The organism is Mycoplasma sp. AC1221, from assembly GCF_054353815.1.
This window is the reverse complement of record NZ_JBTHHH010000006.1, coordinates 14,377-36,766: the sequence shown is the minus strand read 5'-3', so window position 1 is coordinate 36,766 and position 22,390 is coordinate 14,377. Positions and strand designations below refer to the sequence as shown.

Below are 22,390 nucleotides of genomic sequence, written 5' to 3'. Positions count from 1 at the left end.
CGTTATATCAAAATCATATATAATTAGAAAGATACTTATGGATGTAATATACTTAAACACTTTATTAAATACTTTTCCTTTGTTTTCAAAAGAAGATGGTGTTGTAACAATTAAAATTAAGAATGCCGTTATTAAAATAGATTTGAATAATCAAAAATGAAGTATAGAAAACTTTAAAAACTTTGGACACCAAAGGATTTTTGATTTAAGCAAAAATGAAAATTGATCCGTTTTGATGTTAGTTGCTTCACTGTTAGAAAAAGGTTATAAAAAATCACAAATATATTTAGAAAAAAGTTGAAAACTTGGACACAATACATCCGGTTTTGCAGATGTAGTTGTATTAAAAGATGCAAAACCTTATTATATTTTTGAAGTTAAAGATATAAACTCAATCCATAAATATATCAATCATAAATCTGCTAAGCATACTATGCAAATATTTAGTTATCTTTTCAAGATAAAAACATCAGAGTTGGCAGTTACTATACCTATAACTTTATAAATCAAAGCCACCAATTTTTTAATATTTTTATAAACGATATTTTAACAAAAGCAGAATCAACTGAATCAATGTATGAAATATGAAACAAACAATGAGATATAAGTAATTTTGTTTTCAATAACAATCTCTTTGAAGCAGAATTTCAAGTAATTAAATATCATCAATTAAAAAAAATAGATTCTGATGCGATGAAACTTATTTTTAACCAGTTTTTAAGCATTCTTAGACAAAATAGTGTTTCTGATAAATCTAATGCATTTGATAAGATGATTAATATTTTTATTACAAAAGTATATGATGAAATTTTAGAAGATAGTAATTTTGAAATAGATGGACAAAAAATTAATGGGATGCAATTTCAATTCATCAATAATATTGATAATGATTTAAGTTTTCTTAAAAGATTAAATGATTTATACAAAAATGGTATGAATTATTGTATGAAAAAACAAATTATTGACTACTCTGATTCGGAAATTGAATCAATCATTGAAAATAATGATAATAAACAAAAACTCCGTCAAGTTATAGATGATTTGCGATTAAAGAAAAATAATGCTTTTTCCTTCATTGAAGTTTTTGATGATAAAACATTTATCGAAAACAACGGTGTTTTAAAAGAAATGGTTTTATTACTGCAATCATATAAATTTAAATACAACAACAAACACCAATTCTTAGGGGACTTTTTCGAAGAACTTCTTAACACATCTTGAAAACAAGAATCTGGACAATTCTTTACTCCAATGCCGATAGTAGAATTTATGGTTAACTCCCTACCTATTGAAACAATTATTAAATCTAAGTTAGAACAAAGAAATATAGATTTTATTCCTAAAATGATTGATTACGCTAGTGGAAGTGGACACTTTTTGGTTTCGTATATGGATTATATCGAAAATGTTATCCAAAAACTTCAACCAAATTATACATCTGCTATAAATAAACTGATTCAAAGTTATCAAGTTAACCCGTTTAGTTGAGCAAATGAGCATGTTATTGGGATAGAAAAAGATTATCGATTGGCAAAGACATCTAAAATATCTACATTTTTAAATGGGGATGGTGAAGCACAAATTATTAATGCGGATGGAATTAATAAATTTAATTCTATTGAATTTATTAATAGTCCTTTATACACCGAGAAAACTTTCAATCCTATTTTTGATTTTGTTATCGCAAATCCTCCTTTTTCTGTTGCCGGTTTTTTAAAAAATGTTTTAAAAAACAATGTATCTAGTGAAGATTTTAGTTTACTGAAAACCTTGGATGCTAAAAGTAGTGAAATAGAAGTATTATTCATTGAAAGAACTTATCAGTTGCTTAAAGATGATGCTTATGCAGCTATAATTCTACCTAGATCTTTTTTAACAGCCGCACAATATGCAACAGCACGCGAATTTGTTTTAACACACTTTAAGATTAGAGCAATTTTTGAATCAGCTGATATAACTTTTAGTGGTACTACAACATCTCCAATTATCTTGTTTATGCAAAAACAAGAAAAGGTAGAGTTAAATTATAATATATTAGTTATTAACTCGCCTAAAACTTTGTTTGGTAGCAATAATGCCGAAAAAGAATTTTTAGGTTATGAATTTAGCACTAATCGAAATAAACTAGGAATAACCCTACTAAATGATAATTTAAAGCAAAATTATGCTCCAATTGTTAAAGAATTTTTGACTAAAAACACTGTAAGTAAGTTGAATAAGTTTACTTTTATTAAAAATATTAATCAGATGTTGTTGTTAGATAAAGATCAAAAACGTATTATTTATCCAAGATTTAACAAACCGAAAACTGGTTATATCAGTATCAACGATATCGCTGATGCAATTAATCCTGTTTATGATAAAAATGTAAATTATAAATACTTAGAAATATCAGATATCCAAAATGGTAAAATTAAACATAAAAATAATAAAAATAAAAAATCATCAAAAGTTGCTTTAAAAGGTGATATTGTCTTTTCAAGTCTACCGAATGCTAAAAAAATAGCTATCGCAGATGATAATTATTTTGTGTCCGCTGCTATATATGTAATAAGAATTACAGATAAGAAAATCAGAGATAATTTTTATAACTATATTTATAATAATACTAACAATATTATCTATGATATGAATGTTTTATTAGATGGTTTCAAAATTACATATGCAAAAATCAGTGAGTATAATTTCAAAAATAATGTATTTATGCAAAAGGATTTGATTTTTAAGAAGTAGGATCGGTTTGTCAACACTATAATTAGTATATAGAATAAAATATAGCACCATTGGTGCTATATTTTATGCTTTATTATTTTTCTTTTTCTTTAAATATCAACCAAATGAAAGTAGAGTTATAAGTGCGATTACAGAAGAAACTACTGCTGCTATTATTGCGGCTGTTGTTTTTGATTTGCTATTCCTAGAATTTGTAGGTGTTTTAGTTTCTGTATTAGTTGTTGTGCTTTCATTTGTTTTTGGTTTATCTTGTTTTGATTGATCGTTTGCTTTTGTTTGAGGGTTTTGCTCTGTGTTTGCTTGTTGGTTATTTGGATTTTTTGTTTCTTCTTGTGGTTGTGGAGTTTGTTTTTGCTCAGAAGTTATTTGTGAATCTGTTGGTTTTGATTGAGTCGGTTTATTTTTTTGATCAAGTTTTACTTCTACTTCGTTTTTTAAAGCAGTAAGTGCTTTGGTATTATTATTTTCTGGTTTATCTAATTTTGCTTGATATGTTGGTTTGTCTGCTTCTGAAAGCTTATTAATTAATGTTTGAACTTCTGCTTTTAAATCAGCTAAATCTTTCGCTGTCTTTTCATTAGCAAGTTGATCATTAACTGCTTTTTCCGCGATATTCAACTCTTGCAGATTAGTAGAATCATTAACTTGTTTGGTTAGCTTAGTTTTTGCATCAGTATTTGTTATTGTTGCTGCTAATGAAGCAATTTTAGGTTTTTTAGCATCAAAATCTCTTTTATCAATTTCAGCATCTTGTTTATTTTGTTCATCTAATGCTTTTTGAACTTTAACTTTTACATCATTTACTTTTGAGACTACTGTTGCAATACGTAATTCTTCTTGCAATTGAGATTTATTATTTTGGTCTTTAATTTGATCTATTAATTTCTGTGTATCTACAATTGCATTAATAAATATTGATAGTTCTTTATAAGTTCTTACAGAATTTGGAACATGATCCGAACCTTTTCCTTGAAGAAATTCAATTAAATGAACTTTTCTTTGATCTACATCAGAAAGTTTTCTTAAATCCATTACAACTGCAAATCTAAATTTTTCTAGCAATTGATTACCGATACCAATTGCTTTTTTAAGTTTTTCCTCTGAACCCTCAGCATCGCGAATAATTTGTCTAAATTTAGTAGTTCCAATTCCATTAACCCCATCTTCTTGACTAATAAACAATGTTTTTGTTCATAAATCATATGCATCAGCTATTAATTTACCAACAAAAGTTTTTGCTGCTTTAACAGTATCTACTGCCCTTGATAAATCAATAACATTATTTGTTAATGCCTTAGAAAATTCGGTTGAAACTGTATCAAATGATTCTTTTTTCTGTGGATTTGAATCAACTAACATTTTATCTAAATCAGATTTATTTTTATACTGAATAACTAATTCGGAATTTAACTCTGAATTTAATTGTGTTAATATACCTTGTTTAGTATTATCAGATTCGTTTGTTGGATTACCATATAGAAAATCATTAACCAATTGAGCACTAGTCATTGTTGCTTTATTTTTTTGATAATATTCTTTAAATGTGTCCCTGGTTTTTTGAACGGTTAATTTTTCAATTAAATCTGGAATCAGACTTTGATCTGCATCCACTGCTTTATTTTTCGCTTCAAATAATTTTGTTTTCAACTCTTGTAATTTTTTAAGTTTATCTGTATTTGATGTGACTTTTTTGGCTTCTTCAAGTTCTTTATCAAAATTAGTTGATTGATCACTTGTTAAAGCTCCATCGGTTGCTTTTAAGGTAGCGATATCTGCTGCATTAGCATCTTCTAAAACTTTAATTATTTTTTCAGTTGTGGTATCTTCAACAATGCTTGATTCAACTGTTTTAAGGTTTGCATAAATAGTATTAATATCAGTTGTTTCTTTATCACCATCTTTGGTTACATTATTGAAATTAGTTTGTTTTTGCTTTTGTGCTTCATTGATTATATCTTGAATACTCTTTACATAACCTAATTCAACCTCGTTAATTGCTTTTCTTTTTGCAACAGCATTATTTGCAGTTTGTGTCTTAGTTAATAATTGTAAAAATTTAGCACGATTATCGATTTGGTCAAATTTAAAATTCTTGAGTTCATCTTCATTTTTGTCTTTTTGTACTTTTTCTATTGTTTCACTATATTCTTTTGCTTTTATCGCAATTTTCTCAAGTATATCAGTAACAGACTTACTAATATCTGCAGAAGTTGCATCGGTTTTATCTAAAATAGGTGAAATTATTTCATTAAATGCTTTTAAAAGTTCTTGCTTTTTAGCATCATCAGCGATTTTATTTATTTCATCTAATGCGGCCTTTTTAATATTTAAAGTAGATATATATAATTCAAAAAGTCATTTAATTTGATCTAATTTTAATAATGAATCATTTACAGAAGCATTCAATAAATCAATGAATGCACTTTTAACATTTGATGGAACTTCTGTATTTTTATTTAATAAATCAACTTCTTGCTTAACAAAGTCTTGTTTTTTTAGTGTTGCATTAACTTGTTCTTCAAGCAAATTAATATCATAAAGTGTTTTACTTTCATCGCTTATTATTTGACTTAAATTATCAGAATATGTTTTTTGCACTGCATTGCTTGAATCTATTTTCGCAATCAACGCTTTTAATTCAGCAACTTTATTACGGAACATTTTAACAGATTTGATAAATGATTCTTTTTGAAGTTCTGGATTTTCATTCATTATTGAATCATATTGAATCTGAGTAACCCTTTGATCTAAATAGTTTCCGTTAAATAAACGTTTATTTTCTATAGTAATGATTTTTTCACCTGCTTGGTCAAATTTAACTTTAAAATTATCTAATCTTTGTGAAATAGCAAGTGTATGTGTATTAACTCACAATAAATCAAGTGCTTTATCAAGATCATTTTTTACTTTATCTAACTCTGCTTGTGTTTTTGCATTTTTAATTTGATTATCAAACTTATCTAAATCTTCTGACTGTTTAGTTAATTGAATTAATGAATCCTTTTGAGCATCTAAAAGTAACTGACCTCTTTGATTTTCATCTGTATTCTCAGTTTTTAATTTACCTAATACTTTTGTTTTTAGACTTTCAAGTTTATCATTTACATTTGCATCAGGGTTATCTAATAGTGCAGTTTCTAATGAGATTTTAATAGCATTTAACTCTTTTTGTAATTGTGGCTGAGAATCTGCATTTGCTTCTTTTTTATCTTTTATAAGTGATATTAATCTTTGTAAATAATCTATAGTTTCAAAATTCTTTTGATAATCTGATCTAACCTTTAATGATTGAAGTTGTTTAACTAAACTATTCGGTTTATCTGAATCATCAATAGATGCAGCATATGCTTCATTTTGCTTAAAGTGGTCATCATTTATTTTTGCTTCATCTGTTTGTTGTTTTTGAACTTTTCATAATAAATTTTGATATTCATCTAAATAAAAAGTTTTTTTAATTTCATCAATGAAGTTAGATTTTGCAACCTTGTTAAATAACGATTCAATCGCATCAGAAACTTTGATTAATGATCTTGCTTTTTCAAAAAGAATTGACATCTTGTTAGCATCCATTTCGCTTGGGTTTGCTTTCTTATTAACCGTATTTAAACTACGTAAGTCGTCTAACAATTCATTGCTTTTATAGTCAAAATAAGATGTTTTTGAAAATCTCTTGGTATTTACAGTATTTTTAATAGCATTGATATCTTTTAAATATTGTTCTTTTCTTTCTACCGGCGCAACAGGAACAACATCAATTGGTTTTTCTTGTTTAGGTGGTTTGGGATTTATTTGAGTTTCCTTTGCTTTCTCTTCTGAAGTTAGTTCAGATGATCTAGGTGCATACACAGCAGCAATAACTGCAACAGTAACTGCAGATGCAAAAACTGCTGAAGAAACTAAAAACATTGCTAATTTATTTTTCTTTTTCTTGTCTTTCATAAGGTCCTCCATATATATATATATATGATTGTATTAATATTAATTTTTTTAATGTAGAATAATTGTATCAAATTTTGAGAATTTCCTGTGTTATTTTTTTAAATAAAAATGAAATTATTTTCTTACTTCTCGTACACAAAGTGATAAAATATTAAAAAAGGTGGCAGAGTGAATCTTGCTTGGATTTAATGCACACCTACTTACGGTTGGAACACCGTCTGAGTTATCGTATTAACAAAAGTAGGTGGTTGAAACTGTTTTTAATTACTTTAACGGATAACACAAGTTTGCCTGTGTGTTTGTTGACAACTGTGGTGGTTGCAATCAAACGTTACCAAACATAGGTTTTCGGTTGATCGCTATGTGAATAGCAGTATAAAAACTCCGTGTGTTAGTAGCACCCAGAATCCGAAAAGAGTATATTGACCAAAGTCAAGGTGCTTGGTGAAAACCCAGTATTTAAAATGAACCTTAGCTAAGTTCATGCTGTGCCAGAATAAAAGTGATTATCTGCAGCTCGGGAGTGTCGGACAACACTCTCCCTTTTTTTATATTTTGATTCATAAATGATAAAGTTTTTGTGGAAATATAACTTTATTTTCCCGTTACATAGTTATTTTTGAAAATACAATAAATTTCTTTTTTATTAAAAAAGAATAAAATTATATCAATATGACTTCATTAGATAATACTAATTCAAATGATAATAATTGCTGTGAGTTTCACATAAATAAAGCATTAGATGAGCATAAAGTTGCTAATATAGTAGACAAAAAAATAAACAATAATATCGATTTAGAAAACATCGAAAATAACACACATCATCTTAAATACAAGATGGGTGTATATCTTTTAAATTCTAAAGATCATGGATTAAATTTTAAAAGATTGTTCAAAAGATACTGAAATAAGGTAATCTTTATATTTATTGCTTCTTTATTGTTTAATGCAGGAATTCAAATCTTCTTAAAACGTGCAGAAACTATCCCATCTGGTGTTACTGGAATACCTACATTAATTCAATATGCAGTACCTGCTGTAGAACCTTATTTTGCTTTGTTATATTTAGCATTCAATATCCCGTTATTTTTAATTTTTGGATGACGGATTAAAAAAAGCTTTATCTTTTTAACCCTAACGTTTATGTTATTTCAGATATTAACTAACCTTTTCTTTACTACCCCTGTAATATCTGTCGGCTTACAGGAATTCATTACATTTACCGAAAGAAATGAACCTACAAGCAACTGAAGTAATATCGTTTATTCTTTTATTGGTGCATTATTTATTGCTTTAGGTATCTCGATTTCTTGAAGATCGGGTGGATCGACCGGTGGAACTGATATTATTGCTTATTATTTTTCGGTTAAATCAAAGAAAAATGTAGGCCATGTGTTATCAATTATCGGAGTTGCTACTGCTATTACATTTTTAATCATCTTTGCTTTTTTAAAACCTAACTATTTATATCCCAATCCATTAGATAACGAAGGGAGGGTTATTACAAATATTGCAAATATGCCTGTATACAAGGATAATGCATTTATAAATGGTAGTTGAGATATAAATAAACTCAAAGAAATTTTTAACAATAAAAATAGTGTTAATGGGAGTGGTCCACATCGAATTTATTTTGGTATCCGTGAATTAACAACATTTTTATATATTTTAATTGTTAATGTTTTTATTGATATTCTTTATCCAAAATATAAAAAAGTTGATGTCACTATTATCAGTTGTAATCCTGAAAAAGTATTAGCTTACTTTCGTCTAATAAACTACTGACATTCATATCGAATTGAGTCTTATAAATCAGGATATACAGGTAAACAAGCAACAAAAATTTCAACAGTTATGCTTATTTTAGAAACACCTAACATAATTTCTGATTTAAAATTAATTGATCCAAACATTTGAATATCAATTTCAAGGGTAAAACAAGTTGTCGGAAACTTTAATACCGAATTTGTCGAACATTAAAATTAGTGCTATTTTAGTGCTAATTTTATTTTTATTAATAATAAAAGTGGAGGTATAAATGAAACTTAATCAACTACAAGAAATTAAAGGAAGACAACTTAACAAGATTAAACCAGGTTTTGCTTTTTTAAGTTTACTCACTGGTATTCCTTTGTTAGCTTCATCACTTGCTTCAATAGTTGGTTTGTTTAGAACAGCATTTTCAGCAAATGGTGAAATAAAAAATAAAACAACAACTTACAAATGAAGTCATAATGAGAAAAGTTCAACAACAAATTCTAAAACAAACTATATTATCTTTTAATTTGGATATAAACTCTTTTTGGTATAATATGTCAGTTACCATGAGTAACCGTTCTGAAAAGGTTTAAGTAGCATAGCTCACCTCAAAGACGAGCCACTTTTTGGAGGATTGCATGTTAGCAATTATTGAAACAGGTGGAAAACAAATTTTAGTTAAAGAAGGACAAACCATTTTTATCGAAAAAATCGATGGAGAAGAAGGTAGTGAAGTAAAATTTGATAAGGTTTTACTTGTAGATACCAAGATTGGTACTCCTTATTTAAAAGATGCTTTTGTAACCGGAACAATTGAAAAACAAGGTAAAGCAAAGAAAATTATAGTATATCGTCACAATGCAAAATCAACACACAAAAGAAAGCTTGGACACCGTCAACCATATACACGTGTTAAGATAGTGTCTATTCAAGGATAATAAGAAATGGCAAAGACAAAAGCAGGTGGATCTACACGTAATGGTCGTGATTCACACTCAAAACGTTTAGGTGCTAAATTAGGTGACGGACAATTCGCTACTGCTGGATCAATTATTTATAGACAACGTGGAACCAAAATCCATGCAGGTAATAATGTGGGGCGTGGTGGCGATGATACTTTATTTACTTTAATTGATGGTTATATAAAATACGAAAGCAGAAGAAACAGAAAATTTGTTTCAGTATACCCTGAAAGAAAATCAAATTAACAAAAGAAGGGCATTCGCTCTTCTTTTAAATATTCAGTACCTTTGATATTGATCAAATCAGATTAGCACCCGATGCAATAAGTTGGTTATTACCATCATCAATATCAGAACCTGGAAAGCAAAATATTTCTTTGCCTAAGTTTAAAAATGCTGATATTAAATTATTTGACTTAGATTCTTTTTTTAGTGACAAGGATAACAAACATTTTGCTAGTGTTGCTGCAATAAAATTACTTTGTTTAAAGTATTTAATCTGTGGATGTGTATCAGGTGGATATTGACTTATAACAAGTTCATTATCTAAATTCATTCCACGATAATCATAACTATCAAGACCTTCCTTGGCTAAATGTATGATTTTACCTCCTTTAGATCGAAATAAATTTACAAATTCACTTTCGGTCTTTTTGTAATCATTGGTTATCAATACAACTTCTTTTACTAGTACATCAAGGTTTTTGTTTATTATACTCCAATTATAAGTGTCTCAAAGTTCATTAATAATATAAAATTTTTCTTTTGCAGCAACTAAATCATAATTACCACGATAATAAATAGCAAAAACACATTCATTTATTTCATATAACTCCTTAGGATAGTTGTTTTCGATAATTGTTTTATATTCGATACCTAAATTTCTTAGGTTGTTTTTAATATTTTCTATTTCTTTATTAGGAATCTGACTACCATTTTGAATGTGTTTATAAATTTGATATTGGTCGCCTTTAAATTTTGTACTAAAATATAAAATTACATCTTTCATCATTTCTCCGTTTTTATTATTTATTTTTTTACAAAATAAACTGTAAATGAACCAAAAAAGGAAATGAATTCATATGACTACACATTATTTTATATTATTTTTGTATAAAAAGGTATATAATAATCATTAAATAAATAACATTATTATTTATGTTTAATCACCATTTATATTATTTATATAATTAATAGAAATAAAATAATGTTTGAAATAAAAACTAAATCAAAATTAAGAACGGAAACATAATGGATAAAACTTGTAATTCACCCAAACCAAGTGTTTTTAGTTTTTTTAAACTAAGAAGAAAAAACAGAACATCTGCAGAGCGTCCCAAAGATATAAAATCTTGAATTATTCATGGTTTTTCAGAGTTTTTTGGAACATTATTATTAACATTACTGCTTGCGGGTTTATCTACTAATATAACTGTTGTAAAAGGACAAGGTTCTCCTTTAACAATAGAAAACTTTTTATTACATCCAATTGTAGTCGGTTTTTATGTGGGGTTTATAGCCGTTGGTTTAGTTTTATTTATTTTCAACAGATGAAGTAGTGACCTAAATCCTGCTGTGTCAATGTATCGATATCTGTGTGGTAGTCAAACAGGTTGATATGTATCATATAAAATATTTATGCAAATGCTTGCAGCAATAGTTGCTGGTGCTATTATTTTTGCTGTTGGTAAAGCAACCACAGAACATCATATTGGTTATTTATCTAATCAACCTTGAAATACAATAACTGCTACCAAAAAAGCATATTACTTTTTCCGTGGAGACTGAACACCTAATTATGCAATGCTAAGTGGTTCGATATGAATATTTTTCATTGAACTGATTATGACTGCAATCTTGCTTTTCCCTATTTTTTCACCTAATATAAATGATAAATACCGTGATATCTTAATAATGTTTATTATTTCGCTTGCTGTATGAATGGGGCTTTTAGGTGGGTCGGTAGCAATTAATCCGTTTCGTGGTTTAGCACAACAATTACCTGTTCTTGCTTTTGAAAACAACATCGCTTCAGATGGATACTTACAAATTAAAAACACCTTGCAAGGCTATGATGTTATCAAAGATGCAACAAATTCTGTTTCTGCTGCAGTAGTATCTGTTTATCGAAATTCAGTAATTTCTGCAACAATTTCAATGATGTTAGGTGGTTTATTTGCTCCTGCATTCTATATGTTTATGCAAGGATTGACTGCTCGATGATTTAATCCTTGTGTGCTAAAAATTATTGGTTTTAAAAATAAAAAAGCAGAATGTATGGAAAAATGTGAAGAATCAAACCAAAATGGTAAAATTGAACATAAATAGTTCAATTTTTTAATCGGAGTAATATGGATTGAAAAACACACTTAATTTTAACCATCTTTTTTATTAGTTTTTTTACTTTACTTTTTATAACCCTTGTGATTTGATATTTGATATGAAAATACAAATACGATTACAAAAGCAATAAAAAAGGACATATATATGAACAAAAAATTTCGCAAGCAATCAAAAAAGCATTAGTTAAAAAGAGTTTTGAATATGTAAATGGTGGAATTTTTTATTATCAACAAAAAGCATTCGAAACAGATGGATATTTAATTTCTGATTCTTTTTTAGTCATATGCGAAATTAAGTTATATCAAGGAGAAATAGTAGGTTCATGAACTGATGATAAACTTAAAATATATAACAAAAATCACAAAAAACCAAATTTTGTAAATAACCCTATCTTACAAGCACAAAGAAATCTTAATCATACCTTCAAGATTATTGGTAAAAATGTTCCATATGCATATTTAATTATTGTTCCGTATATTTCGGATATACAGATAAATGATTTAGAATCTCATATTATATTTATAACGGATGATAAAATTAATGAAACAATTTCAATGCTTGATGATTTTGCTAAAAAACAAATACCAATTATAAATAAAGATGATGTTAAAACACAATTAAATGCGATGAAAGCAAAAACAAATAAAGAAAAAAAGGACTTTAAGAAACTTATTCAAAAGGAAGCATATGAATCAAAAAGTAATTAATTTATTATCAGAAAAACTAAGAATCACAACATTTCAAGTAAACAAAGTTTTATCGATGCTGCAAGAAGGAAATACAATCCCTTTTATTTCTAGATACCGTCAAGATGAAACAAAGGGTTTAAATGAAGAACAAATTTTTGAAATAGAAAAAGAATATAAGTATAATGTTGAACTTGAAATACGCAAAGAAAGTATCATTGAAATACTTAAAGAAAAAGATTTGCTAACAAATGAAATCAAAAATGCGATTTTTAAAGCACAAACAAAAAGCGAGTTAGAAGCAATCTATGAACCCTTTAAAGTTGGTAAAATTACAAAAGCCAGTCAAGCTATTTCATTGGGTTTAAAACCACTTGCAGATAGTATTTTAAATAATAAAAATCCTAAATTTAACATTCACAATGAGGCCTCAAAATATTTAAATGATAAGATTACATCAATAGATTTTGCTATTGAACAGGCTAATTTCATTATTGCTCAAAATATATCTCAAGATGTTAAAGTTAGAGATTTTGTTAAAAAATATATCATTAAGAATGCTCATTTAAAAACTAAACGAAACAAAAGTGTAGAAGACCCTGAAAATAAGTTTTTAAGTTATTATAAATTTGATCGGCACATTAGAGATGTTAAAAACTATAACATACTTGCAATTAATCGAGCAAGCAAGCTAAAAATCATAACTAAAAACTTTGAATATAAAAAAGAACCTATTATAAATGGTATTTTAAGGATAGTTGATAAACATAAAATTAACGAAAAAAAACTACTTTTACCATTACAGGATGCTTTAAAACGACTTATTTTAACTTCGATTGAAACAGAAATATTTAATGAACTTTTTGAAATAGCACAACATAAAGCAATTCAGATTTTTGCTAACTCAGTTGAAAAACTTCTAACTGCTCCTGCAACATACGGACATACAGTTTTATCAATCGATCCTGGTTATAAAAATGGTTGCAAAATTGCTGTTTTAAATCCAAACGGAGATGTTTTAAAAGTAGATAAAATTTTTCCTTCTTTTACAAGGTTTTATAGTAAAGAAAACAATAATCAACCGAGTGCTACTGGTAAATTAAAAGAATTATTTGCTCAGTTTCCACAAATAGATATAGTCGTTATAGGAAACGGAACAGCTTCACAAGAAACAGAGAGATTTATCGCTGAATTTATCAAAAAAAGAAAAATTAAAGTTAAATGAACTGTGGTTTCAGAGGTTGGAGCTAGTGTTTATTCTGCATCAAAAGTAGCCCAAGAAGAATTTCCTAACTTATCCGTTGAAGAGCGTAGTGCGATCAATATCGGACGTAAATTCTTAGACCCACTAAATGAACTAGTAAAAATCGATCCTAAATCAATTGGTGTGGGGCAATATCAACATGATGTAAACCAAAAAGAACTCGAAGAATCACTAAATCACAAGGTAAATAAGGTAGTAAATGAAACTGGAGTGGACTTAAACTCAGCAACAAAATCAATTTTGTCTTATGTTTCAGGCTTAAACAAAGCAAATGTTGAAAAAATACTTGAACATCGTAGAAATAATGGTGTATTTACAAATCGCAAGCAACTGCTATCTATCAAAGGATTGGGTGAAAAAACTTATCAACAGTGTATAGGTTTTTTGAGAATCTTTAATTCAGATAACTTTTTAGACAAAACCTTCATCCACCCTGAATCATATGATTTAGCAAATAAAATTATTAACAAATACAATCTAATACCAAACGAAAAAGGAATAGATGTTTCACATTTAAATATTGAACAACTTATTGATGAATTTAATTCAAACGAATATGATATTAAACTGATTCTGGATGCTTTATCTAATCCGATAAAGAATTTTGATAAAGATAAAACTGGTTTTTTGGTAAAAGATTTTTATCTAGATGAATGAGAATTGAACCCAGGTAATAAATTAAAAGGTACAGTTGAAAATGTAACTGATTTTGGTTTATTTATTTATATTGGACTTAAAAAACATCTTTTTGTTCCAAAAAAAGATGCTAATTTACTAGGTAGCTCAATCTATGAGCAATTTTATGTAGGAATGATAGTAGACACAGAAATAGTCGAAATAGATGAAAAAAGACATCGTATTAGTGGAAAGATTATAGATAAATAACTATATCAAGGATAATATGAAGCATAAAGATAAGACTTATAAAATTGCTAGTTTGTTCTCTGGCATAGGTGGTTTTGAAGTTGGTATTTTGAACTCTGAAATAAATGCAGAGTTTGTTTTTGCTTCAGAAATAGATAAATTTGCAACAAAGTCTTACCTATCAAATTTTATAGAGGCTAATATTGTAGGAGATATTACAAAAATAAATGAAGAAGATGTCCCTAATCACGATATTTTAATTGCTGGTTTTCCTTGTCAATCTTTTAGTATTGCTGGAAAAAGACAAGGATTTAATACTAAAAGGGGAACTCTATTTTTTGAAGTAGTAAGAATAATCAAGAAAAAACTACCTAAAGTTATTTTGTTAGAAAATGTCGAGAATATAGTTTCGCACAATCACGGACAAACTATATTATCAATTCTACAAATTCTTAACGAAATTGGATATACGATTGATTTTAGCATTTTAAATTCAGCAAATTTTCAAGTCCCACAGAATCGCAATAGAACTTACATTATTGGAATATTAGATTATAAAAGCCAAAAATATATAAATGATAAAGATAAAAAAGTTGATTTTATCAAGCAAGAACTAAACAAGAATAATAAGTTTAAAAGTTTTAATTTTTTTAATAATATCAAGACATCTGATAAGTTTATATCCTTATCAGATGTTCTAGAAAGAGATGTAGATGAAAAATATTTCATTAAATCAGAAAAATTAGATAAATTTTTAAATAGCCTAAGAATCGATTATTGTGATGTTTCCAAAGAACAAAAAATCATAAGACTTTTTCAACTGCCAAAGGATATTTATAATGATCATGAAAGACAAAGAAGAATACATCATCCAAATGGTATTTCACCTACATTATTAGCAAGATCAGATACAACAAAAATATTAATAAAGAAAAAAAATAAATATTATATTAGAAAACTTACACCTTCTGAAAACTTCTATGCACAAGGATTTAACAAACCTTTTGTTGATAACATAAAATCTATTAACATTAGTGATACACAACTTTATAAACAATCTGGAAATGCAGTTTCCCCACCTGTTATAACATCAATATTTAACCTTATAAAAGATATGATAAAATAATTTTATGGAGTTTAAATTTATTGATTTATTTGCTGGTATAGGTGGTTTTCGAATAGCACTAGAAAATGTAGGTGCAAAATGTGTGTTTTCATCAGAAATTGATAAATATGCTTCTGATACTTATCAAAATAATTTTGGCGAATTTCCTGCTGGTGATATATTTAAAATAAATTCTAATGATATACCGGAACACCAAATATTATGTGCCGGTTTTCCTTGTCAACCTTTTTCTACAGCAGGTAAGAGATTGGGCTTTGATGATGACAGAGGTATACTGTTTTTTCAAATTGCAAGGATTTTAAGGGATAAACAACCCATTTCTTTTATATTAGAAAATGTTCCTGGTTTAGTAAATCATGACAACGGTAATACACTAAAAGTAATACTAGAAACTCTTAATGAATTGGGGTATAATGTAAGTTGAAAGTTATTGAATGCAAAAGATTATAATATTCCGCAAAACCGAAACAGATGATATTGTGTCGGAATTCATAAAAGTATAAATATAGACACATTTGATTCTATATTTCCGAATAAACAGAAATTAAAAAATACACTCAAAGATATAATTGAAACTAAAAATACAAAAAAAAACATAAGTAAAATTGCAATAAACAACATAAATAAACATATAGAAGAATTTAAATTTAAAAACTCCACATTGAATGATGAACCAATAATAGCAAATAACATTCGTCCATCAAAAGTTTCTTTAAGTAGAAATGGTATCTCTCCTTGTTTAACTGCAAAAATGGGGACGGGGGGTAATAATGTTCCTGTTATATATAAATATATGAGAAAATTTTCTATTAGAGAGTGTTTAAAATTAATGGGTTTTCCTGATGGTTATATAATACGAGAAAACTATAATAGAAGTTATATGCAAATTGGGAATTCTATTGTAATTCCCGTAGTTGAATTAATAGCTAGAAATTTAATCTTAACTTTGCAAAGAAATATTCAAAAAAACTTATTTATAGATAAGACAAATAAATAAGTTAATGGGGTCTAAATATTATTGTGTAAATCCCTCTACTTCTTCCTGAACCATTATCTATTCTGTATGGATAAATATCTATAGGTAGCAACTTACTATCTATAAATGTGAAACTACTACAAAAAGGTTCCTCGAATCATCCCTTACCATAAAAAATTCCATCATATATTTTTTTATTATTCAAGATAATGTTATTAATTTCTTTCTTTGCTTCATTTTTTAACTTAACTAACTGATTCACATCGTTTATACTTTTAATATTATATCTTTTCAATATAAACAAATCAAATTCTGTTCTATCAACTATTAGATCGTTTAAAATTTTACTGTTTCTTTGTTTTTCTTTTTCGGTTGTGTAAAGTAGAAGTATAGTTGCATAAAAAGTAGCATTTTCAATATAATCGGAAAATGTTTTTATAAAAGTCTTGATACTTAATTTTGAATATGTAAAATTTTTAGATGTTTTCTTCTTAATTGATATACCAGAATTTTGGACTATTTTATAATCACTTACATATTTGAGATTCTTTTCGGTCAAGATATATTGATTTAATAACAAAAAGTCTCTATCTAATGTTTTTTGGGTTTCTATAATATAGCAATCACTCTTACATTTTACTTTTTTGTTCTCTAAATTTGAGTACTTATTCTCTAGGATATTAATAATATAATATTCCTTATCATCACGAAGATTCAGATGAAATCTAAGAATTTTTCAATAGGAATTTTCTTTTTGATGATTCATATATTTTACAAAATTAAATTCTTCTATATCACCACCAAGTTTTCCAATACTGTTTTTTCGCTGCAACATAATGTCCTGTATATCAGAAAGCATCGTTGAATACTTAAATTGTATTTGTCCTCTCTTTTTTGACCCGGATATTGTTCCTTTCTTATCAGCATTATAGGTTTGAAAAGATAAACGGCCTATATTAAATGTACTTGTATATAATGGATTATTAAGATTGTATTTTAAAATGTCATCTCTACTTGCTCAATAACCTGACATAAAATTACCATGATATACATAATCTACCTGTGTGTTTGTCTTCCCTGTAAATAATGCTCTATTTATGAGCGTTGATTTATTATTGTTGAAAAACTTGCATATAAACAGATGTTTTTCAGGGAATAATTTCTTAAATTCCTTTGTTGTGAATCTTCCCTTAACATTTCCGTGTGAGTCATATTCAATCTTTGATGAACCATCCAATGTTCCATCACCTCATATTAACAATTTAATGTCATTAACAGAAAAACCTGAAATAATTTTTAAAGAAGATGTTTGGATTCATTTCACAAAACTATCAACTGATTCTTGATGTACACTATTGCCCGAACCTATTTTTGTGCTTATAGAAAATTTTCTGCTATCAATATATATAAATATATCAGTTTTTGTATTTACTTTTTTACCCGATTGATTGTCTTTTTCTTTTTCAGCGAGACTAGCAAAAACCTTTGTATTTGAATCGCATTTTAAATTATTATCCAAACAAATATCATCTATAAAGTGTTTAAATACAATACTAAGCTCTTTTATTCTCTTACCGTTTATTAATTCAACAATTAACGATTCACTTTTATATCCATGTGAATTATCAACCAAAATTTCCTACTTCTGCAACCTTAATATTGCTTCAACCAATGTTGCTACCAATTCTCCTTGTGGAATACCATTTTTATCTGCTGTTCCAGCAACATCACAATGAATAAAATCCACTCCTTTTGTAAACTCTTTTAGAAATAATGCAGCTTGATTTGAATCAGAACGAACCTTGCTTGATCAATTTGCTAGATCAGCAACTTTTGAACCTTTATTTCCTTTATCAAAGTCTTTATGAAACGGCATTCTTCATACTTTTTCTTGTGCTATTTTTGCTGATTCACTAAATACATCTCATTTTTTATCACATGTAGATCATATCCCTGTATAAACATTTGATAATGCTGTTAAAATTGTTCCGGTTAATGTTGCTACATCGATAACAGTAGTAGAATTTAATTTTTCAGCTGCATAAAAAATCCCATCAGCAAGCACTAAACGACCTTCTGCATCAGTGTCTACAACTTCAACCCATTTACCAGACATCGATTGATAAACATTTTCTGGTAGAGATGCATCACCATCAAGTCTGTTGTCTGTAATACACATAACAGCATATGCATTAACTTTAGCTTTCAATTGAGCGAGTGCTTTAACAGCATATGCCGCTATAACAGAACCTGACATATCATATTTCATTCCATTCATATGATATCCTTTTGTATTAACTCCACCTGTATCAAATGTGATTCCTTTACCTACAACAGATGTGATTTCCCGGCTTTCTGGATTTGCTAAATATTTAACAATAACAACTCTTGGTTCGTGGGTGCTTCCTTGATTTACGGATAAAATAAGTCCCATATTTAGTTCTTGTATTTCTTTTTTAGTTAAAATTTTGACTTCTAAATTTTCTATTCCGCTAAAGTCACTTGCAATATGTGCGGCTAATTGTTCAGAATTTAGGAAGTTTTCTGGTGTAATTTGTAGATTTCGGACATCTGAAACTGCTTTAGCAACTATTTTGAAGTTATTAAATATTTCAAATGTTTTCTCATCTAAATCTACATCTAAAATCACGATGTTTTTTTCAACTTTTTCTTCTTGCTCATAGTGTTTTTGGAATAATTTTGCTTTTGCAAAATATATCCCAAAAACAAATAAACGAAGTAACTGTTCTTTGTTAAAAAGAGATGCAAATGCTACTAAATCAATTTGATAATCAAAATTTAAATCACTTGCAAAGTTTTTAATTCACTCTTTTAGAGAAAAAATATTTTGATCTTCTTTTTTAATATATACATATGCTTCTTTTGTGACATGATTGTTAGTTACATAAAACTCTTTTTTGCCTACATAATCAGGAAAATCCATCCCTTCGAATGCTGGTTTTAATAATAATGATTCATCTCTTTGTTTGGTTAATTTAATCATTTTTCTCCTTAAATTTATCTATTGCTAATAAGCTTGCTTGTCTATATGCACGAATTAAACCACCTGCACCTAATTTTATTCCACCAAAATATCTTACAACGACAACTAAAATATTTTCAAGCTTCATAAGCTGTAACAGTTGATAAATAGGTTTTCCAGCAGTATTTTTTGGTTCTCCATCATCGTTATAACCTGCTGATTGAACACCGTTTTGCGAAGTTATATAAGCATATACTGTATGACGAGCTTTTTTGTGTTGGTTTTTAACAAAATCTAAATATTCTGGTATTTGTCTTTTAGATTTTATCGAAAATACATATCCTATAAATTCAGATTTTTTTATAAAATATGATTCTTTGACAAAATTAATCAAATGTAACACCTTTTAATTTTTTTACCCATTGTACAAAATGATTTTGTGCTTTTAGTAAATCAATTTTACCTTTTTCTTTATAGATATTAAATTTTTGAGCATAATCATAAAACAGATTATAAATTTTGCTAACATCTTCTTGTGGTTGCATACCTATTTCGATTAATTTTTGTGGATAATATTTAGATAATAGTGCTCATATTTTGTTAGCAACGCTCGCTATGGGGAAATTTTCTAATTTTATTGAACCTATAGTGAGTAATTTAACAGCTGTTTCTTGATCATTAAACCTTGGTAATAATATCCCTGGTGTATCTAAAAACAAAAATTCATTATTTACTACTCATTTTTGTTCTCTGGTAACTCCGGGGAAATTAGCAACTTTTAATGTCGCTTTTGATGAAACTAAATTAATCAATGTACTCTTTCCACAATTAGGTATTCCCACAACAAAAGACTTAATTTTTGTTTGAATAATTCCTTTGGTTTTATCTTTTGCCATCCGTTCCTTGTTCATCAGTTTTAGTTTATTTAAAATTATATTTTTTGATCTCTTATTCCTCAAATCAAGTCATAAAAGTTGTTCATTAGCAAATCTTTTTTGTATTTGTTGTTTTTTGCTTACATCCATTAAGTCGCTTTTTGTGATAATAAAAAGTCTTGGTTTTTGTGGTGAAATTTGATCAAAATCTTCATTATATGAACTTATTGGACATCTTGCATCTAAAACAACAATAAATATATCTACCAATTTTGAATTTTCTTTTATTTGTCTAAAACCCTTTGCCATATGTCCAGGATATCATTGGATTAGTTGTTCAAATTCATTTTTATTTTCGATCATTTTCGTCCTTTTTATATAAACTCAGCTTATTTGTTAGTCTATTCTTTTCATAATCACTTTCGCTTAATTGCTTTTGTAGTTTTTTTATTTCATCATTTAATGTATTTATTTCTTGATCTTTTTGCTCTATTTTACTACTTGCAATTAATAGTTCGTCAATAATTTCTGAAAAAATTTTATTTACTTGTTCAGGACTATATCCTTCTAAGGTGATATTTACGGTTGAACCATCAATTTTTTCATAAATTTTTTTTAATATATCATTTATTTTCATTATCCGTTCCTTACTTTATTCATTATTATTGCTGCTGCAGTTGCAACATTTAAACTTTCAAAAGAAATCGGTATATAAATATTGTGATTTGATAATTTCAGAATTTCATTTGAAATACCTTGCCCTTCGTTACCAAAAACTATTATAATGTTTTTCTCTCTAAAATTAACATTATTTAGTGACACTGCTTTGTTATTTAATGCTGTAGTATAGATAAAAAAGTTATTTTTTATGCTTATTAAATATTGATACAAATTATTTGTAGTGATAACATTAACATCAAATATTGCACCCTGACTTGAACGAATTACTTTATCCGAATATACATCTAGATTTTCAACAATAACTGTATCAAAATCAAATGACTTAGCGAGTCTTATTATTGTTCCTACATTTCCAGGGTCTTGTAAGTTATTTAATGCCACTATTTTATTTGATCTTTGATTTTTAAGTTTACTTTTATCACATAATGCAAGGCATTTTGATGGGGATTTTGTTTCTGATAAATATTCTATTAAGGATTCGGATATTAATGTAGATTTGGGATAAAGTTGTTGTGATGGTGTTTCAAATATTTCAATTACTATATCTTTTTTTAATGCTTCTTCTATTAAATGTTGTCCATATATAAGAAATTTCTGTTCTTTCTCACGATACTTTTTTAACTGTAATTTCTTTAAGAACTTGATTTTCTCGTTTGCCCTACTTGTTAACATCTTGAAATTGTAATAAAAAATCCTTTCCCTTTTCTACTTCGTATCTTGATAAATTTTGAAAATTAAGTTGTCGCATTACTTCAAAACCTAAAATACAAACACTATTTGCTAAATTTATCGAACGCATTGCTGAAACCATCGGAATACGTATGCAGTCATCTAAATGGGATGCTAAAATATGTTTATCAATGCCTGTCGATTCTCTTCCAAACATTAATCAAACTTCATTTTCTTCATCATAAACTCTTTTATAATCAATGTCTGTATAACTTTTTAAACCATATCTAGTTACATAAAAAATTTTTTTATCTGTGTATTTTTTAGCAAAATCTTTATAGCTAAAATGAACTTCATGAGGTATATCAGAAAGCATTCTACCAGCACCATAACGTCTGAGTCATTTTGGGTGCAAATCAAAGGATATCGGCTTAATAATATGCAATTTAGCCCCGATAGCATAACAAGTTCTGATAATATTTCCTGTATTAGGACATATTTCCGGTTGGTATAAAACAATATTTAACATTT

20 protein-coding genes are annotated in these 22,390 nt (G+C 27.5%); 11 read left to right on the top strand and 9 right to left on the bottom strand.

Annotation, left to right across the window (positions count from 1 at the left end; all coding sequences use genetic code 4):
* Nucleotides 1-37 precede the first annotated feature (37 nt).
* Both ACXYRK_RS01595 and ACXYRK_RS01590 read left to right on the top strand, forming a co-directional pair.
* Entirely contained in the window at nt 38-505 is a 468-nt protein-coding gene (locus tag ACXYRK_RS01595) for a hypothetical protein (protein ID WP_458617750.1), read from the top strand.
* 68 nt (nt 506-573) lie between these two features.
* Nucleotides 574-2,733, top strand: coding sequence for an HsdM family class I SAM-dependent methyltransferase (locus tag ACXYRK_RS01590; protein WP_458617748.1), 2,160 nt, complete (start codon nt 574-576; stop codon nt 2,731-2,733).
* 63 nt (nt 2,734-2,796) lie between these two features.
* Here ACXYRK_RS01590 and ACXYRK_RS01585 read toward each other — a convergent pair whose 3' ends face one another.
* Nucleotides 2,797-6,672, bottom strand: coding sequence for a hypothetical protein (locus ACXYRK_RS01585; RefSeq protein ID WP_458617746.1), 3,876 nt, complete (start codon nt 6,670-6,672; stop codon nt 2,797-2,799).
* A gap of 672 nt (nt 6,673-7,344) precedes the next feature.
* On the opposite strand from ACXYRK_RS01585, the gene ACXYRK_RS01580 reads away from it, so the two are divergent.
* The 4 genes from ACXYRK_RS01580 (at nt 7,345) to rpmA (ending at nt 9,638) form a co-directional block, all read left to right on the top strand.
* Entirely contained in the window at nt 7,345-8,652 is a 1,308-nt protein-coding gene (locus ACXYRK_RS01580; RefSeq protein ID WP_458617744.1) for a YitT family protein, read from the top strand.
* A 58-nt stretch (nt 8,653-8,710) separates the two neighbouring features.
* Nucleotides 8,711-8,956 carry a hypothetical protein gene (locus ACXYRK_RS01575; RefSeq protein ID WP_458617742.1) on the top strand — a complete coding sequence of 82 codons (246 nt, stop codon included), beginning with the start codon at nt 8,711-8,713 and terminating at the stop codon, nt 8,954-8,956.
* A gap of 112 nt (nt 8,957-9,068) precedes the next feature.
* Entirely contained in the window at nt 9,069-9,368 is a 300-nt protein-coding gene (rplU, locus tag ACXYRK_RS01570) for a 50S ribosomal protein L21 (RefSeq protein WP_435129922.1), read from the top strand.
* 6 nt (nt 9,369-9,374) lie between these two features.
* Complete coding sequence (gene rpmA / locus ACXYRK_RS01565; protein WP_458615159.1) at nt 9,375-9,638, top strand: 50S ribosomal protein L27; 264 nt, start codon at nt 9,375-9,377, stop codon at nt 9,636-9,638.
* A gap of 25 nt (nt 9,639-9,663) precedes the next feature.
* On the opposite strand, the gene ACXYRK_RS01560 is transcribed toward rpmA, so the two are convergent.
* Nucleotides 9,664-10,401, bottom strand: a complete 738-nt coding sequence (locus ACXYRK_RS01560) for a DNA-processing protein DprA (RefSeq protein ID WP_458598066.1) — start codon at nt 10,399-10,401, stop codon at nt 9,664-9,666.
* A gap of 242 nt (nt 10,402-10,643) precedes the next feature.
* Here ACXYRK_RS01560 and ACXYRK_RS01555 point away from each other — a divergent pair, with 242 nt between their 5' ends.
* From ACXYRK_RS01555 to ACXYRK_RS01535, 5 genes are read left to right on the top strand one after another with little or no spacing between them, the layout of a single operon-like run.
* Nucleotides 10,644-11,720 carry an aquaporin gene (locus ACXYRK_RS01555; protein ID WP_458617740.1) on the top strand — a complete coding sequence of 359 codons (1,077 nt, stop codon included), beginning with the start codon at nt 10,644-10,646 and terminating at the stop codon, nt 11,718-11,720.
* Between the two features lie 23 nt (nt 11,721-11,743).
* Nucleotides 11,744-12,442: an NERD domain-containing protein gene (locus tag ACXYRK_RS01550; RefSeq protein WP_458598062.1), complete on the top strand. Its 699-nt coding sequence runs from the start codon at nt 11,744-11,746 to the stop codon at nt 12,440-12,442.
* Nucleotides 12,423-14,570 carry a helix-hairpin-helix domain-containing protein gene (locus ACXYRK_RS01545; protein WP_458607394.1) on the top strand — a complete coding sequence of 716 codons (2,148 nt, stop codon included), beginning with the start codon at nt 12,423-12,425 and terminating at the stop codon, nt 14,568-14,570. The genes ACXYRK_RS01550 and ACXYRK_RS01545 overlap by 20 nt, the downstream gene beginning before the upstream one ends.
* A 16-nt stretch (nt 14,571-14,586) precedes the next feature.
* The gene (gene dcm, locus ACXYRK_RS01540) at nt 14,587-15,675 is read left to right on the top strand and encodes a DNA (cytosine-5-)-methyltransferase (RefSeq protein ID WP_458617738.1); all 1,089 of its coding nucleotides are present in this window, start codon (nt 14,587-14,589) and stop codon (nt 15,673-15,675) included.
* Between the two features lie 4 nt (nt 15,676-15,679).
* Nucleotides 15,680-16,672, top strand: a complete 993-nt coding sequence (locus ACXYRK_RS01535; RefSeq protein WP_458598056.1) for a DNA cytosine methyltransferase — start codon at nt 15,680-15,682, stop codon at nt 16,670-16,672.
* A 1-nt stretch (nt 16,673) separates the two neighbouring features.
* Here the strand turns inward: ACXYRK_RS01535 and ACXYRK_RS01530 are convergent, their stop codons facing one another.
* The 7 genes from ACXYRK_RS01530 to ACXYRK_RS01500 are packed head-to-tail and all read right to left on the bottom strand — an operon-like array spanning nt 16,674 to nt 22,388.
* Complete coding sequence (locus tag ACXYRK_RS01530; protein ID WP_458617736.1) at nt 16,674-18,284, bottom strand: hypothetical protein; 1,611 nt, start codon at nt 18,282-18,284, stop codon at nt 16,674-16,676.
* A 6-nt stretch (nt 18,285-18,290) separates the two neighbouring features.
* Nucleotides 18,291-19,655: a M17 family metallopeptidase gene (locus ACXYRK_RS01525; RefSeq protein ID WP_458617734.1), complete on the bottom strand. Its 1,365-nt coding sequence runs from the start codon at nt 19,653-19,655 to the stop codon at nt 18,291-18,293.
* Nucleotides 19,648-20,028 (bottom strand): YigZ family protein, encoded by a 381-nt coding sequence (locus ACXYRK_RS01520; protein WP_458617732.1) that lies wholly within the window; start codon nt 20,026-20,028, stop codon nt 19,648-19,650. The genes ACXYRK_RS01525 and ACXYRK_RS01520 overlap by 8 nt, the downstream gene beginning before the upstream one ends.
* On the bottom strand, nt 20,021-20,872 hold the full coding sequence (gene ylqF / locus ACXYRK_RS01515; protein WP_458617731.1) for a ribosome biogenesis GTPase YlqF: 852 nt from the start codon (nt 20,870-20,872) through the stop codon (nt 20,021-20,023). The genes ACXYRK_RS01520 and ylqF overlap by 8 nt, the downstream gene beginning before the upstream one ends.
* Nucleotides 20,859-21,146 carry a hypothetical protein gene (locus ACXYRK_RS01510; RefSeq protein ID WP_435128783.1) on the bottom strand — a complete coding sequence of 96 codons (288 nt, stop codon included), beginning with the start codon at nt 21,144-21,146 and terminating at the stop codon, nt 20,859-20,861. Before ACXYRK_RS01510 ends, ylqF begins: the two co-directional genes overlap by 14 nt.
* Entirely contained in the window at nt 21,146-21,862 is a 717-nt protein-coding gene (locus tag ACXYRK_RS01505; protein ID WP_458598043.1) for a TrmH family RNA methyltransferase, read from the bottom strand. Before ACXYRK_RS01505 ends, ACXYRK_RS01510 begins: the two co-directional genes overlap by 1 nt.
* Nucleotides 21,849-22,388: a tRNA (cytidine(34)-2'-O)-methyltransferase gene (locus ACXYRK_RS01500; protein WP_435128789.1), complete on the bottom strand. Its 540-nt coding sequence runs from the start codon at nt 22,386-22,388 to the stop codon at nt 21,849-21,851. The genes ACXYRK_RS01505 and ACXYRK_RS01500 overlap by 14 nt, the downstream gene beginning before the upstream one ends.
* Between the last annotated feature and the right edge of the window lie 2 nt (nt 22,389-22,390).